10 protein-coding genes are annotated in these 15,313 nt (G+C 48.1%); 4 read left to right on the top strand and 6 right to left on the bottom strand.

Annotated features, from left to right (window positions below):
* Together Q0991_RS15595 and pflB are read right to left on the bottom strand one after the other, a co-directional pair.
* A partial coding sequence (locus tag Q0991_RS15595) for a PEP/pyruvate-binding domain-containing protein (protein ID WP_299489864.1) occupies nt 1-1,164 on the bottom strand: 1,164 nt, incomplete at its 3' end.
* Nucleotides 1,165-1,229: 65 nt separating this feature from the next.
* Nucleotides 1,230-3,458, bottom strand: coding sequence for a formate C-acetyltransferase (gene pflB / locus Q0991_RS15590; RefSeq protein ID WP_299489861.1), 2,229 nt, complete (start codon nt 3,456-3,458; stop codon nt 1,230-1,232).
* Nucleotides 3,459-4,260: 802 nt separating this feature from the next.
* Between pflB and Q0991_RS15585 the strand changes: the two genes are divergently transcribed.
* Nucleotides 4,261-6,993, top strand: coding sequence for a bifunctional acetate--CoA ligase family protein/GNAT family N-acetyltransferase (locus Q0991_RS15585; RefSeq protein WP_366524974.1), 2,733 nt, complete (start codon nt 4,261-4,263; stop codon nt 6,991-6,993).
* 36 nt (nt 6,994-7,029) lie between these two features.
* On the opposite strand, the gene Q0991_RS15580 is transcribed toward Q0991_RS15585, so the two are convergent.
* The 4 genes from Q0991_RS15580 to Q0991_RS15565 all read right to left on the bottom strand — a co-directional run bounded on the left by Q0991_RS15580 (nt 7,030) and on the right by Q0991_RS15565 (nt 11,966).
* Nucleotides 7,030-8,055 (bottom strand): agmatinase family protein, encoded by a 1,026-nt coding sequence (locus tag Q0991_RS15580; protein WP_299489856.1) that lies wholly within the window; start codon nt 8,053-8,055, stop codon nt 7,030-7,032.
* Between the two features lie 2 nt (nt 8,056-8,057).
* On the bottom strand, nt 8,058-9,356 hold the full coding sequence (gene speE / locus Q0991_RS15575) for a polyamine aminopropyltransferase (RefSeq protein ID WP_299489854.1): 1,299 nt from the start codon (nt 9,354-9,356) through the stop codon (nt 8,058-8,060).
* Between the two features lie 372 nt (nt 9,357-9,728).
* Nucleotides 9,729-11,426, bottom strand: a complete 1,698-nt coding sequence (locus tag Q0991_RS15570; RefSeq protein WP_299489851.1) for an ABC-ATPase domain-containing protein — start codon at nt 11,424-11,426, stop codon at nt 9,729-9,731.
* Between the two features lie 63 nt (nt 11,427-11,489).
* Nucleotides 11,490-11,966 (bottom strand): AAC(3)-I family aminoglycoside N-acetyltransferase, encoded by a 477-nt coding sequence (locus Q0991_RS15565; RefSeq protein ID WP_299489848.1) that lies wholly within the window; start codon nt 11,964-11,966, stop codon nt 11,490-11,492.
* Nucleotides 11,967-12,239: 273 nt separating this feature from the next.
* Here Q0991_RS15565 and Q0991_RS15560 point away from each other — a divergent pair, with 273 nt between their 5' ends.
* From Q0991_RS15560 to Q0991_RS15550, 3 genes are all read left to right on the top strand, one after another.
* A complete protein-coding gene (locus tag Q0991_RS15560) occupies nt 12,240-12,761 on the top strand; it encodes a 2'-5' RNA ligase family protein (protein WP_299489845.1) in 522 nt (173 codons plus the stop codon).
* Nucleotides 12,762-13,660: 899 nt separating this feature from the next.
* Nucleotides 13,661-14,419 (top strand): DUF6884 domain-containing protein, encoded by a 759-nt coding sequence (locus Q0991_RS15555; RefSeq protein WP_366524973.1) that lies wholly within the window; start codon nt 13,661-13,663, stop codon nt 14,417-14,419.
* The gene (locus Q0991_RS15550) at nt 14,416-15,249 is read left to right on the top strand and encodes a hypothetical protein (protein ID WP_299489841.1); all 834 of its coding nucleotides are present in this window, start codon (nt 14,416-14,418) and stop codon (nt 15,247-15,249) included. The genes Q0991_RS15555 and Q0991_RS15550 overlap by 4 nt, the downstream gene beginning before the upstream one ends.
* The last annotated feature ends 64 nt before the right edge of the window (nt 15,250-15,313 follow it).

Here is a 15,313-nt window from a genome sequence, read left to right as displayed (position 1 = left end):
CGTCATTCGATAGGAGGAGAGTCGATTGGCGACCTTCTGGGATTGGACAGTTTCTGGCCGGGCTTGGACAATAAATAAGTCTCCCGTTTGGCCGTCCTTGGCCCATTCGATATCCATGGGGGTGTCCATCCCCCGGACCTGGGAATAATGGTCTTCAATAATGCAGGCCCAGCGGGCTAAAGTGAGGATTTCATCGTCGTTGACGGCAAACTTGGCACGGTCTGCTTCTGGAACGGCAATATTTTTGGTGAGTTTACTGCCCCCTAGGTCGTAGACCATTTTGATCTCTTTACTGCCTAGATGTTTGCTCAGGATGGGACGAAAGCCGTCGAGCAAGGTCGGTTTAAAGACCAGAAATTCATCGGGGTTGACCGCGCCTTGAACGACATTTTCCCCTAGGCCGTAGGCGGCAGTGACTAAGGCTGCGTTCTTAAACCCGGTTTCCGTATCGATGGAAAACATCACTCCAGAAGCGGCTAGATCCGAGCGCACCATCTTTTGTACCCCCACGGATAGGGCCACCTGGAAATGGTCGAAGCCTTTAAGGGTACGATAGGAAATCGCTCGGTCTGTGAAGATGGAGGCAAAGCATTTGTGGCAGGATTCTAAAACCTGCTTGACGCCATGGACATTGAGGTAGGTTTCCTGTTGTCCTGCAAAGCTCGCATCGGGTAAGTCTTCTGCTGTTGCACTGGATCGAACAGCGACGTCGACGTTGTAGTGATAGGCTTGCAGGCGTTCTTGAGCTTTGGAGTATGGAGTGGGGCTACCCACGCCATACTGTTCACATAACTGACAATAGGCAGTGGAAATCGCTAACTCCAGATCCTTCGGAAATGGGGTATGGAGAATCAGCGATCGTGCTTGCCGACCTCGCTGGCGTAAATTGTCAACATCCTCAACATCTAAATCGGCAAAAATCTGCCGCAGTTGGGCTTCAATCCCTGCCTGCTGAACAAAATACCGATAGGCATAGGCGGTGGTGGCAAAGCCATTAGGGACATTCACGCCCAGAGGAACCAGATGCTGGATCATTTCACCTAGGGAGGCATTTTTGCCACCGACTAGGGGAATATCGGCAATGCCGACTTCATCAAAACCTAAGATTAATGCTTGCTTGCGGTTGGTTTCAGGGGTGGGACGAGGGGCTGTACGAATATTCATCTCAAACCTCCAGAGAACTCGAAAGGGAGGGAAGCTTCCCCTCGAGCAAGGGGAAGCAGGGGTAGCTAGAACCGACTGTGAAAGGTGCGGCTGACCACGTCTTGCTGTTGTTCGCGAGTCAGCTTGATAAAGTTCACGGCATAGCCAGACACCCGAATGGTCAGTTGGGGATACTTCTCGGGATGTTCCATGGCTTCCAGTAGGGTTTCACGGTTAAGCACATTGATATTGATATGCTGGCCCGTATTATGGAAGTAGCCATCCAGTAAGCCGACGAGATTGCGGTCTTGGTCAGCATCCCCTTTACCTAAAGCCTGAGGCACGATGGAAAAGGTATAGGAAATGCCGTCTTGGGCATGTTGATAGGGGAGCTGGGCGACGGATTCGCAGGCTGCGATCGCACCTTTAGTATCACGACCATGCATGGGGTTTGCCCCTGGCCCGAAGGGTTCGCCTGCCTTGCGACCATCGGGGGTACTGCCAGTCTTTTTGCCATAGACGACGTTGGACGTAATCGTCAGAATGGATTGGGTGGGCACTGCATCCCGATAGGTTTGATGCTGGCGAACATGATTCATAAACCGCCGCACCACATCCTGGGCAATCGAATCTACCCGTTCATCATTGTTGCCAAAGGCCGGGTAGTTGCCCATTAACTCATAATCGATGGCCAGTCCTGCGTCATCGCGAATCACCTTGACTTGGGTATGTTTGATCGCTGAGAGAGAATCCGCTACCACCGATAGCCCGGCAATGCCGCAGGCCATAGTGCGATACACATCACGATCATGGAGGGCCATTTCCAGGCGCTCATAGCAGTACTTGTCATGCATATAGTGAATGACATTGAGGGTGTTGACGTAGAGTTTGGCTAACCAACCCATCAGCACGTCAAACTTGGCCATCACCTCGTCGTAATCCAGGATGTCTGCGGTAATCGGTGCATAGGCAGGGGCAATTTGCTCTCCAGATTTTTCATCCTTGCCGCCGTTAATGGCATACAGCAGTGCTTTCGCCAGATTCACCCGAGCGCCAAAGAACTGCATTTGCTTGCCAATGCGCATGGCGGACACGCAGCAGGCAATGCCATAGTCATCCCCATACTCGGTTCGCATCAAATCATCGTTTTCATACTGGATGGAGCTGGTATCGATGGACACTTGAGCACAGAAGCGCTTAAAGTTGTCGGGGAGTTGTTCCGACCACAGCACAGTTAGGTTGGGTTCCGGTGCAGGACCCAGATTGTAGAGGGTATGGAGGAAGCGAAAACTGGTGCGGGTGACCAAGGTCCGTCCGTCCAGGCCCATGCCCCCAATGGATTCTGTGACCCATACGGGATCACCGGAAAACAGTTCGTTATAGGCCGGGGTGCGCAGAAACCGGACCATCCGCAACTTCATCACAAAATGGTCAATCAGTTCTTGGGCTTCCACTTCCGTTAAGGTGCCTTGGTTCAGATCCCGCTGAATATAGATATCCAAAAAGGTGGAGACTCGGCCTAAGGACATGGCCGCCCCATTCTGCTCTTTGATCGCCCCAAGATAGCCAAAATAGGTCCACTGCACCGCTTCTTGGGCAGTGGTGGCGGGCTGACCAATATCAAACCCATATTGATCCGCCATCTCTTTTAGCTCTTGCAGGGCACGAATCTGCTCCGAGAGTTCCTCCCGCTGCCTAATCACAGTTTCATTGATCGCGTCTACTTCCAGAGACTGAAGCTGTTGCTGCTTATCGTGGATCAGGAAATCAACCCCATACAGCGCCACCCGGCGATAATCGCCAATAATCCGTCCTCGACCATAGGCATCAGGTAACCCTGTGATAATGCCGGAGTGGCGGGCCAACCGCATCTCGCGAGTATAGGCATCAAAGACCCCATCATTATGGGTTTTGCGATATTGGGTAAACGTCTTCAGGGTGTCTGGATCGAGCTTATAGCCATAGGCTTCCAAAGATTTCTGCACCACGCGAATCCCCCCAAGGGGCATAATGGCTCGCTTGAGGGGCTGATCCGTTTGTAAGCCGACAATTTGTTCGAGATCAGGAGCAATATAGCCCGGCGCATGGGCCGTTATTCCAGCCGGAACTTGAGTGTCGGCATCCAGAATGCCCTGTTGCCGCTCCACATTCATCGAAAAAGAGACTTTGTCCCAGAGTAACGAGGTGCGATCGCTCGCTGCTGCTAAAAAAGTCTCATCTCCGACATAAGGAGTGTAGTTGTTTTGAATAAAGGCACGGACGTTTACCTCTTGCATCCACTGTCCGGCCTGAAAACCTGTCCACTGTTTAAACATCGTGCAGGCACCTCCAGCTATCACACAAAAGTGATCGTAAATAGTGAATTATTGTTACTCGCGACTCCTTTGTAAGTCGCGCATTTATCCTTGTTTTCAATATACAAAATTTGATTCCAAAGATCCGTGATTTGAGCAACAAAACACTCACTTTAAATTATTTCTTAATTAACAACTTTATCGTTTTCAAATGATCGATTAAAACAATGGTTTTGTTGTTTTTATAGCCAGTTTATTCTATGAACAAGAGCATATAATGATTTTGTTAAGCTGAATTTCAGACACTGGGAGAACCGTTCTAAAACTGATAGACGAGTTATCTTAAGAGGGAACTGGTATAGCATCTTGCAAGCACGAAGAGAGCAGCTTGAATAGAGTTGATTATGGTATTGCTATAGAGTTTCCATGATGGCCCTCTAAATTTTAGATCTTAACCCTTTGTTAAAAAGGGTGATCTATATGTAAATCAGTGACTTAATTGACTTAAGTCAAAAATGCTTTCGCCTAATATTTATTTGCTTTTTGAAATTGTAGAGGTAATTGTATTTTTACTGACACTAAATCTTATTAGAAGCGATTATAATTCGGCCCATCCATAGTAATCGCCATGAAATAGACTCTAGACTCACTGATGCTCCACAACGCTTTCATCCAGTGCCCGTTGAAGCAGCCATCGCCTCTATGAGTTGCCATCCCTAGCTTCTGAAGTCTATCCAATCAAAGCTTCAGTCCTGGTTTCACTCAGCTCATCATTCCTTAAACCCACCTTACCGACCTCTTCATTGCGTGACATAAGCCCATGATGACAACGCCCTCAGTTGATCCGGCCCATGATATTCTTCGCTACGACTACACCCCCCTACAGCCTTTTTTTGCCCCTCGACGGGTTGCTGTGATTGGCGCCACGGAAAAACCCAATAGTGTCGGACGCACCCTTCTGTGGAATCTAATTAGTAGTCCCTTTGGCGGCACTGTCTTCCCGGTTAATCCCAAGCGCTCTAGTGTGCTTGGGATCCAGGCTTATGCCGATATTCTCTCGATTCCTGAGCAGGTCGATTTGGCCGTTATCGCCATCCCTGCCCCTCACGTACTATCTGCAGTCCAGCAATGTATTCAGGCTGGCGTCAGAGGAGCGATTATCATTTCTGCAGGCTTCAAGGAAATTGGTGAAGCGGGACAGCAATTGGAGCAGGAGATTTTACAAACGGCTCGGCGGGGCAATTTACGAATGATTGGTCCGAACTGTTTGGGCCTCATGTGTCCACCCTATGGTTTGAATGCCACCTTTGCCAGTCGGATGGCGCGACCTGGAAACGTTGGGTTCTTGAGTCAGAGTGGCGCATTATGCACCTCGATTCTGGACTGGAGCCTGCGGGAAAATGTGGGGTTTAGTGCCTTTGTCTCCATTGGCTCCATGCTGGATATCAGTTGGGGCGACTTAATCTACCATCTGGGTGACGACCCTCATACCCACAGCATTGTTATCTATATGGAATCGATTGGGGATGCCCGGTCCTTCCTCTCAGCAGCGCGAGAAGTTGCCCTCAGTAAGCCCATCATTGTGATCAAAGGTGGGCGAACTCAAGAAGCTGCCCAAGCGGCTGCCTCCCATACAGGAGCGCTAATGGGCAGTGACGATGTCTTAGACGCTGCCTTTCGTCGATGTGGGGTGTTGCGGGTCAACACCATTGATGAACTGTTTAATATGGCTGAGGTTTTGGCGAAGCAGCCACGGCCCCAGGGCAATCGTCTCACGATTGTGACCAATGCTGGAGGGCCAGGTGTATTGGCAACAGATTCCTTAATTCGGGGAGGTGGCCATCTCACACCCCTGGCACCCGAAACCCTCCAAGCCTTAGATCACTGTTTACCGGCTGAATGGAGCCACCATAATCCCATCGATATTTTGGGAGATGCCACGCCCGAACGCTATGCCCAAGCCCTCCAAATTGCCGCCCAAGACCCAGGTAGTGATGGTCTACTGGTGATTCTCACACCCCAGGCCATGACCGATCCCCGGCAAACCGCCCAAACCCTGATCCAAACGGCCCAAGGCATTACCCATAAACCCCTCTTGGCAAGCTGGATGGGCGGTGAGGATGTCGCGGCAGGGGAAGCCCTACTCAATCAAGCGGGTCTGTTTACATTGCCCTATCCCGATACAGCGGCTCAGGTCTTTAACTTAATGAGCCAGTATAGCTATCGGCTGCGTTCTCTCTATGAAACCCCTGTGATTGAAGACGCGGAAGAGCTGGATCGGCAGCGTATGGAGCAGATATTAGGGGATGCTACGGCCTGCGATCGCACTCTCCTGAGCGAATGGGAATCCAAGCAATTCCTCCAGGCCTATGGCATTCCCACCGTTCCCACCTATTTGGCCCAGACCTCAGAAAAAGCAGTGGAATATGCTGAGAAAATTGGCTATCCCGTCGTCCTCAAACTCCACTCCCACACCATTACCCATAAAACTGATGTGGGAGGGGTTCAGCTTAATCTCCAAAACGCTGAAGCTGTCCAAGAAGCCTTTACCGCTATCCAGCAGAATGTTGAGTCCTATGGTGAGCCAGCCTTCCTGGGCGTAACCGTCCAACCCATGCTAGACCTCGATGGCTATGAACTGATACTCGGCAGTAGTCCCGATCCGCAGTTTGGTCCGGTTATTCTCTTTGGATTGGGTGGACAGTTAGTGGAAGTCTTTCAAGATCGAGCCTTGGGATTGCCACCCCTTAATTCCACCCTGGCCCGCCGCCTGATGGAACAGACTAAAATCTATCAAGCCTTACAGGGGGTTAGAGGGCACCGATCCGTTGATTTAGCGCAACTGGAGCAGATTTTAGTCAAGTTTAGTCACCTGATCGTTGAGTACCCCCAGATCAAGGAAATCGATATTAATCCTCTTCTGGTCTCAGAGCGTCAGATCGTCGCCTTGGATGCCCGCATTATTCTCTATCCCCAAACTGAAAAGCAGCCAATTCATCCCGCGATTCGCCCCTACCCTTCTCAATATGTCCATGAATGGACCATGAGAAATGGCTGGCCAGTGACGATTCGCCCCATCCGTCCTGAAGATGAGCCTCTGATCGTTCAATTCCATCAAAATCTGTCAGAGGAAAGTGTGTATTTCCGTTATTTTCATTTGATGAAGCTCCAAACCCGCGTTGCCCATGATCGACTCACCCGCATTTGCTTTGTTGATTATGACTGTGAGATTGCTTTGGTCGCTGAATATGCAGATTCCCCCGCGCCCCAAATTTTGGGCGTAGCCCGTTTGAGCAAGCTGCATGGTACTCAAACAGCTGAATTTGGCATGCTGGTTCAAGACCCCTATCAGAAGCAAGGATTGGGAACGGAACTTCTAACGTCACTGATTCATGTGGGTAAAGCAGAAGGATTAGCAGCCATCAAAGCCGATATTTTGCCAGAAAACCGAGCGATGCAGCATCTATGCGAGAAATTAGGGTTTCAACTCAAACGCCAGTTTGATGGAGTTGAAGCGGTCTATTCAACATTACAAGCGCCCATTCAGGTCATCTGAAGCTCGGTAAAGATAAAGATTTCTGTTGAGGTCTTTTTAAGGCTGACTCAGTCCCATCAAATTACAGAGCTTATAGAGAATTCGCGCTCCGACATTGCCATCCCAGACGCCATTCCCTACTTCACAGATATCGCAGCCAATCAGCGATCGCCCGCTACGCACAATCATTCGACAGAGATGAAAAGCCGCTTCCAATTCCAATCCACCCGGCACCGGGGTACCGGTCTGAGGACATAACTTAGGATCTAAACCATCCACATCGAAACTAATGTAAACCCGCTCAGGAAGATATTCGACGATCTCTTGGCAGAGGGAGTGCCAGGTTACCCCCTGAAATAACTGTTTTTTTAGGTCTGGATCGTAGTAGGTCACAATTCTTCCCTGGGACTGCACGACAGTTTCCACTTCAGCCGCACAGACATCCCGCACTCCCACCTGAACCAGCTTAGTGACTTGAGGTAGTTTCAGAACATTGGTCATAATCGATGCATGGGAAAACTCAAACCCTTGATAAGCTTGGCGCAAATCAGAATGGGCATCGATTTGGAGAATGCCAAATTCGTCATACCGCTCAGCCAATGCCTGTAAATAGCCCAAGGGAATACTATGGTCCCCGCCTAATAGCACCAGCTTTTTCCCCTGTACCAAAACAGTTTGGGCTTGCTCAAAAATCCACTGATTAAGATAACGGCATTCTTGATTAATGTCCGTCAGTGCTGCCATCAGGGTGGGGGAATCTGCGACCGAGTAGCCTTGGCTAGTACGCTCAATAACGGCTTGAGCCTTGGCTTTTAGTGCATTATTTTTAGTTTTGATAAAGTCCGGGATGCCTGCCAGATAAATGCCTTGCTGCCACCCTCCAGGATGATCAAAATCGTACAAATCCAGCTGTGGGGACTCTCGTAAGATCGCGGCAGGCCCTTGGGCCGTGCCAGAACCATAGGAGACCGTCACTTCCCAAGGAATACCCCAGACAATTATCTGGGCACTATCAAAGTTAAAGGGTAGGCCAAACAGATTGCCATTCTCCAAGCCCACGCCATTGGGGTCGAAGGCTGCCATCGCTAGACCAGCACAGGCTGTTCCACGGTAATCATGTCTTTAACGAAAGTGGGCAAGCAAAAAGCAGCCTGATGAATGCCAGGATTATAGTAAGCCAGTTGATGCTCTTGAGAAAACTGCTGCGCTTTTGTGTGGTCGAAGTTGTGGAGCGGATGCGGCCCATTTTTTGAGCAGTAGGCAAAGCTCCACATGCCGGTGGGATAGGTGGAAATAAAGGCCAGATAGCAGTGCACCTGGGAGACGCCAAAGAGGGTGTGTAGGTCCTGATAAAGTTCCACAAACTTGGGCTGATTGAACCGGGGGGACTCACTTTGGGCAACCAAAATGCCTCCTGTTTTTAGAGCCCGATGCACCTGTAAATAAAAATCCTTAGTAAATAGGGGTGCAGCACATCCGACGGGGTCGGAGGAATCAATAATAATCAGGTCGTAGGACTCGTCGGCTGCGGCCGCTAAATACTCAATCCCATCCCCAATCAGTAGATTCAATTTGGGATGGTCTAGCGCAGAGGACAGGGTGGGTAGATGTTCTCTAGCAGCCTTAATGACCACCTCATCAATTTCTACTAAGGTGACCGCTTCCACTTGGGGATGGCGGAGAATTTCCCGCACGCTCCCGCCATCGCCACCGCCAATCACCAGCACTTTTCGAGCTGGGTACGTGAGCATGGGCACATGGACAATCATCTCATGATAGGCCTTTTCGTCCCCTTCACTGCACATCACCATATTGTCGATCACTAGCATTTTGCCGTATTCAAAGGTGTCGAGGACCTCTACAGTTTGGTAGGGCGACTTTTCACGAAAGATCCACCCGCCTCGGTGACGAATGGATAAGGCAATATTGTCGTTGCGATCCGTAAACCAGACAGTCCTTTTTTCCTGTGGATCAGAATATTCGTAGGCCGCCACCTCTTCAGGTCGCTTGAAGTCCACATTTTCCGTTTCCAGCAAATGCAGTTGCCCACGGTTTAATTCCAAGGCTGAACCGTGATCGGCTTGAAAGGCTTCCTTGAGAATTTCGTAAGCGATCCAAGGGTTAACCGACATTCCACAGGTAAATAGATCCAGCGCGGCATAGCCATACTCCGGCCAGGTGTGAATGGCAAAATGGCTTTCCTGAAGAACAATAAAGCCAGACACGCCAATGGGCGGAAATCGATGAAATTGGGAGGTAATGATGGTCGCACCTGATTCCTTAGCCGCGCTCAGCATATTGGTTTCGATCAGAAGAACATCGTTCAGGACTTCGGCAGAACCACCGTAAAACTCAACTAAGATATGTCTTCCAAGGGAATTCATAAGGTTTGAAGAAAATGGAATGAACATTGGAGAATCAGTGAGGCAGCAGTATGGATCACACCCGCTTCTTTAGTCTCAACAGGTAGAAATCCGCTATCAAGGCTGCTTACATCACTTTACTAGGGCAGATTTGAGAAATCGAAGTGCTCAACACCTACCCCTGTTTGTTTCAGTTGAATCCTGAACAAAAATGTTTTGACTGTCGTATCAATGGACTTAGCTCCTCCCAATCTGCGACGGGGTTAGCCCGATCAGCGCTGATGCGTTGCCGTTATTTTGCCCCCGGTAATATGCTGATGATCAAAATCCTGTTCTATTTTGTCATGAAGCGGAGAAAGATTTTGGCTTGAAAGCGTTAATTTGGCTGATGTTCTAATCTTCTAGCTTAAGATCCCGCCAACGATTCAGCGCTGCTGCAAGTTCAAATCTGCGAAACGTCACAAAATCTCCTTCGGGAAAGGGATTAAGGGTAGATAGTCCGTCTGTAGCGAGCTGTGACAAGATGGCCTGGATCGCATGGGCAAAATTTAGATTAGGGGGTGGGAATTGGTGAAGGTAAAGGATAGCGGCTGCGATCGCACGCAGTTGCCCCGACTCCACTAATTGTTCGACCTGGCTGAGATCAATCGCGTTCCTACCTAAAATAATTTCCCGCAATTCATGCACCTTCACTTTGGCAGGTCGCCCCTTCCACTCCAGAGCACTGGGATGAAGCTGCAGGATGCGGGATTGCTTTGTGCCGATGGGTTGGCCCGCTTCGCAGGTGCGATCGATTGGGTATTGGGCTGCGATCGCATGGGCTTGCTCCGTCACGTTCTCAGGGCGATAGGCTGACATAGCAATGACCGTATCCGCCACTTCAAAGTAATCCCCACTGCCGCCCATTACCAAAATACTGGAAACTCCGTGCTCCTCGGACAGGGGGCGGATTTGATCGATCAATGGGGTGATCGGTTCTTGGTCTTTGGCGATCAGGGATTGCATTCTGCGATCGCGAATCATCAAATTGGTAGCGGTGGTGTCTTCATCAATCAGTAAGACCTTAGCTTCCAGTTCGAGCGCCTCGATGATATTGGCCGCTTGAGAGGTACTGCCACTAGCATTGGTTGTCCAAAACTGAGTTGTGGTCTGTTGATGGGGCAGATGGTTAATAAATGGCGATAGGTCTAAGTTGGTGACTGGACGGCCTTCTTCTGCCCGAATCTTGACGGCATCAGCATCCGTCACCACAAACTCGCGGCCATCCCCAGGAATATGGTTATAAATGCCTAACTCTAGAGCCTTAAGCAGCGTCGATTTACCGTGGTAGCCCCCACCGACAATCAGGGTAATTCCTGTAGGAATGCCCATCCCTGTGATCAACCCCTGATGGGGACAATCGAAGCTCACCCGTAAAGACTCCGGTGATTGAAAGGAGGTTGCAGCCTCCAAAGGGCGGCTATCTATCCCACTCCGACGCGGCAAAATCGCTCCATCAGCCACAAAGGCCACTAAACCTCGGGTGGGCAGTTGCTGTCTGAGCCAGTCGGCATCTTCGTGGGTATCAATATGGTGCTGAAGTGCTTGAGTTGGCAATTGAGCATAAAGCATCCCTTCCACCAGCTGAGGGATCTGCTCACAAAGCAAATCCACTGCCTGCCCCCCCGCGATTCGCCGTCCCCGAGCAGGTAAACCTATCCAGAACCGAACTTCTACCTGTGCATCATCAATAAAGGCTGCGGTCCGCTCTAGAATTTCTGGCCCTGGCGGTGCGATCGCAATCAATCCGCTATTGCCAGTGCCGGAACGACGCTGTTCTCGCTGGGCGAACTGGTGAAACTGTCGGGTCAGGAAATCCCGTAGACCCACTTCTCGGCTGAAATTTCCGTATAGATCGGCAGGGAAACCAGCAATATCTTGGGGAATGAGGACGCGACATTGACTGGGTTTCGCAAACGGATCCCCCTGGACCCGATCAATCATTAGCGTAAATTGAGGAAAATCATACCCTCCTCGAATGGCTTTATAGGCTTTATAGCCTTTGCCGTCTAGTTGCTGTAACTGTTGCACCAGACGGGTATGGTTGGTCATCTCAACGCCTCTCAAACTGAGTAGAACAATCCTCGCCCTGTTCAGTAACGTCTCACAGGGTGGTTACCCAGCGCTAGGCTTATCCTCAACAGCAATGTCAAAGTGTAAAACGTCTTCGCGTTTTCCGAGTTGGGTATAGAGTGCGATCGCAGGTTGATCCTCAATGCTGGTATCGGCCTGTACAAAGATCACATAAGCTCCGCGCTCAGCAGCGATCGTTTTGAGGTGTTCAATTAAGGCTGTGGCAATGCCTTGGCGACGATAGACCGATGCCACAGCAAGATCATAGATATAGATCTCGCTGCGCTCTTGCTCAAATTTCTGCAGTTCGTAGGCAGCAAGACCTCCAACCACTTCGCCGTTCTTGACAGCAGCTAGGGCAATAAACAGATCACTATTCAGTAATCGCTGCAGGTAGTCCTGGCTGGGACGCTTTGTCGTATAAGTTTCCCTGTCGTTGAAGGCCTCACCAAAGGTTGTTAACAGCGATTCCATCAGCGGAACATCTTTTGAAGTAAGAGGGTAAATATCTACCGACATGCACGATTTACACACTGACGAACAACCATCGATGCATCAGAATGTTGCATCAATACTTCTTATCAGGATAGTAAAAGTTATTTTTGAATATCAATTTGTTATGAAATGCGACTATTTATCCTACACAGTAACGTAGACGCCATAGGCGGTAAACTGCGTTTAAACCAGCGCAACTGCTTATTTCCTCGCTAATTTGAGGGTTGTGATGGATGGTTTATCTCAAGAATTTGAGGATGTGGCAGTTGCTGAAGCGCAATTTTAAACAGTGGATTGATGCAAGAAGTCTCACTTTGGCTGGTTCCCCAACGCGAAGATGGCCAATATCTGCAGGCCATTATCAACCAACTGGCCGATCAGTACCAAGCCCCTCGCTTCAGCCCTCATGTAACGGTGGCTGGTCGGCTTCAGGTACCTGAGCAGTATGAGGTATCCCTATCAAATTTGGCGACTGTCACACCGATCTTGCAATTGGCAAATCAAGGGTTAGACCATAGCTCAGAATTGTTTAGAACGGTGTATATCCGCACTGCTGCAGCTGAGCCACTGTTGGCCTTACGCCAACAGGTGTATGAATTATGGCCTGAGAATATTGCCAAGCCCTTTATGCCCCATATCAGTCTGATCTACAAAAATCTGGCTACACCCGAACGACAAGCCATCATTAACTCCTTAAACATTAAAGCCAGCTTTGTTTTTAATCCATTGGCAGTCGTCTGTCCCCAACAACCTGGAGGTTGGACGGCAGTGGACACTTGGCAAATGCTTGAGCAGTGGCCTTTAAAGAAGGCTCGCTAAAATGGCAATACTTACTACAAAGGTGAGAGTTGCTAGGTCAGATTCCAACTTCGCAACCGCCACCATCAAGATTTCTTCAACGCCCTCCCTTCTCTGATTCCTTCACCCATCATGCTCCGAAAACTGGTCGCAGTCCTGGTTTGGATCCCTCATATTCGCAACCTCCGTAAAACTAAAGGCCTAAAGTGCCAAGTACTTTCCCAGAGGTGGGCGTTGCTCTTTTAAAACCTGACTTTTCACGGTAACTCCTGTAGCCCTTTTCCCATTGAGGTTCTAGGAAATTGTTCCCCATTCAGCTACGATGACCAAAACCTTTTGGAGATGATTAGGATGTAAACATGGTGGGAGAGAAATTTTGCTGAGTGTCAATTCAGCGATCAGCGCTTGGCGCGTAGAGTCCTAAGAATTGGTCAAGCTAGCAATGACATAAGGCATGAAAGTAGCGCAGCTTACATATCATCGCTCATTCTTTAAATGAAATAGCCCTGGCAAAACCTGCGGTGCGACGGGCATCTGGCAGGTCTAAAAAAGCATCTACAATTGCCAACGAAGACATAAGTTATGAAAAAAGCACAACCTGCACATCATCGCTCGTTTTTGAATGAAATAGTCCTGGCTATTAGTACTTTATTTCAATTAATTTGACCGTAAAATTTAATTTTGATTAAATTCAAGATTAACATACGGTTCATGCCTTAATTTAATAGTTATTAAATTATAATAGCTAAGTTGTTAATTTTTTAATCAAAACTCCAATTAATTATCGATTTCACTTTAACATAGATCAACCAAAATCTTGATATCCGTTGGAGAGTGGATTTTAAATTAAATAGGGATATTGGCGGTCTATAATAAGCGCTTAATTATTCACAGAAATATTGCGGCCCCTATTTTCGTCTATGTGTATTAAGTCAGTAGAAGCTTGTATAAGAACAGATAGGCTTCTACTTATTGGGTGCTCTCAACGTAAGCGTAATGATTCAGGGCTGTTGACTGCAATTAATCGCTATGATGGTCCTTCATTTCGTGTTCTGCGTCGCTACCTTCGAAGTTCGAATCCACCTGTCGACATAAGAATACTTTCAGCAGAACATGGGCTGATTCCTTCTGACTATCTTCTTCCTTATTATGATCGAAAAATGACTGTAGGAAGAGCAAGGTATCTGAATCCCATTATCATATCAAGTCTAGAAAAAATATTGAGTAGTCAGTCATACAAAAGCTGTCTAATCTCCTTAGGATGTTATTATCTAGAATCAATCAAAGGCTATGAGGAATTTATACCTCTACAGTTAAAAGTTCAAGTAGCCAATGGTGGAATTGGGAGGAAATTATCTATTTTATATGATTGGCTCTATGGTAAATCCAGTAGTCTAAATAGTTTTGAGTCCTTTCCTACGTTTGACAAAAAAGTTTATCTCAGGGGAATTGAAATTAGTCTGACTCAACAACAAATCATTGAAGTTGCTCGCAAAGCCATTGCATCTGAGACAGGTAAGGCTATGCAATGTCAGTCTTGGTACGTAAAGATAGATAAGCAATTAGTTGCTCCCAAGTGGTTAGTTAGTCAACTAACAGGATTGCCCGTAAACCGCTTTGTAACCAAAGAGGCTTGCCGAGTTTTAACTCAGCTAGGGATACGGGTGCAGCGTATATGAATGACCCAAGTATCGATAAACGACGGTTTACTGAAAAGGGAGTTTGTGAGGAGATTAAACGTCAACCTCATATATTTACCAAGCTTGCTGAAAATGCTTTGATCGCCTCAGAAAGCTTACGGAATAACTATTTCAAAAATACTGCGCAGTTTGTTGCAAATTTACGCTTAGCAGTACAAGCATATGAGAAAGGCAAACGTACTGAGCCGATTTTAACTGTTAATTCAGTTGGCGATATTTCTTGGTCAGATCTTCAAGGGGAAGTGGTGACCTTTATTGATGGAGGCCTTGGCCAGGTTCAACTGTCGAGTCAAGTTCCCATCCTTTTACGTGTTGGTTCATATTGTGTTAGGACTGGTGAACGCCAAATAGCCGAACGGGAACAGTTTGGTTATTATCCAGTAATTTTGGGCGATATCGAAGGTGGCAGTAAAGAGCGTAAGGATTTTCCAGATATTGTTAGGATTACTGCTGAACTACTTGGGGGGCTGGCAGCATTAGAAAGGACTCCAGAACTCAGGCTTCTCATGTTTCACGGCCCACTTATGTATTTAATGAATGCTTACGCCGGCCATACGCCTTTTACAGAGAAGGATATTGATCTTTTTCTCACCCATTATGCACAAGACCAAGGTTTATCTCAGAATCTCAAGAACGATTTTCTCCGAGAAGCTAGACGGAAGATTTATCCAAGCATTGCTCCTGAACGGGCTCATGAGTGGTCTAGTAGAAAGTTATTTGAGCCTCTTTCATGGATCTCATTTTTGTACCGTCGATTAATTAAAGAAGCAAAAAGACGCTTTGGGGATGACAAGGTACTTCAAATCTAGAGTCAGCAGTAGATAGGGCAGTGTGATTTCAAAGAAAATAGGGTGGCCGAAACGACTACCCTAT

The sequence above is a fragment of the Acaryochloris sp. IP29b_bin.137 genome (genome assembly GCF_028285745.1).
Taxonomy (GTDB): domain Bacteria; phylum Cyanobacteriota; class Cyanobacteriia; order Thermosynechococcales; family Thermosynechococcaceae; genus Acaryochloris.
The sequence above is the reverse complement of the archived record's forward strand: the minus strand, read 5'-3'. Positions and strand labels throughout refer to the sequence as shown.

What these genes read in the sequence shown, in the direction of transcription:
- pflB (WP_299489861.1), bottom strand. Translation starts at nt 3,458, where the DNA reads ATGTTTAAACAGTGGACAGGTTTTCAGGCCGGACAGTGGATGCAAGAG.
- Q0991_RS15585 (WP_366524974.1), top strand. Translation starts at nt 4,261, where the DNA reads ATGACAACGCCCTCAGTTGATCCGGCCCATGATATTCTTCGCTACGAC.
- Q0991_RS15580 (WP_299489856.1), bottom strand. Translation starts at nt 8,055, where the DNA reads ATGGCAGCCTTCGACCCCAATGGCGTGGGCTTGGAGAATGGCAATCTG.
- speE (WP_299489854.1), bottom strand. Translation starts at nt 9,356, where the DNA reads ATGAATTCCCTTGGAAGACATATCTTAGTTGAGTTTTACGGTGGTTCT.
- Q0991_RS15570 (WP_299489851.1), bottom strand. Translation starts at nt 11,426, where the DNA reads ATGACCAACCATACCCGTCTGGTGCAACAGTTACAGCAACTAGACGGC.
- Q0991_RS15565 (WP_299489848.1), bottom strand. Translation starts at nt 11,966, where the DNA reads ATGTCGGTAGATATTTACCCTCTTACTTCAAAAGATGTTCCGCTGATG.
- Q0991_RS15560 (WP_299489845.1), top strand. Translation starts at nt 12,240, where the DNA reads ATGCAAGAAGTCTCACTTTGGCTGGTTCCCCAACGCGAAGATGGCCAA.
- Q0991_RS15555 (WP_366524973.1), top strand. Translation starts at nt 13,661, where the DNA reads ATGTGTATTAAGTCAGTAGAAGCTTGTATAAGAACAGATAGGCTTCTA.
- Q0991_RS15550 (WP_299489841.1), top strand. Translation starts at nt 14,416, where the DNA reads ATGAATGACCCAAGTATCGATAAACGACGGTTTACTGAAAAGGGAGTT.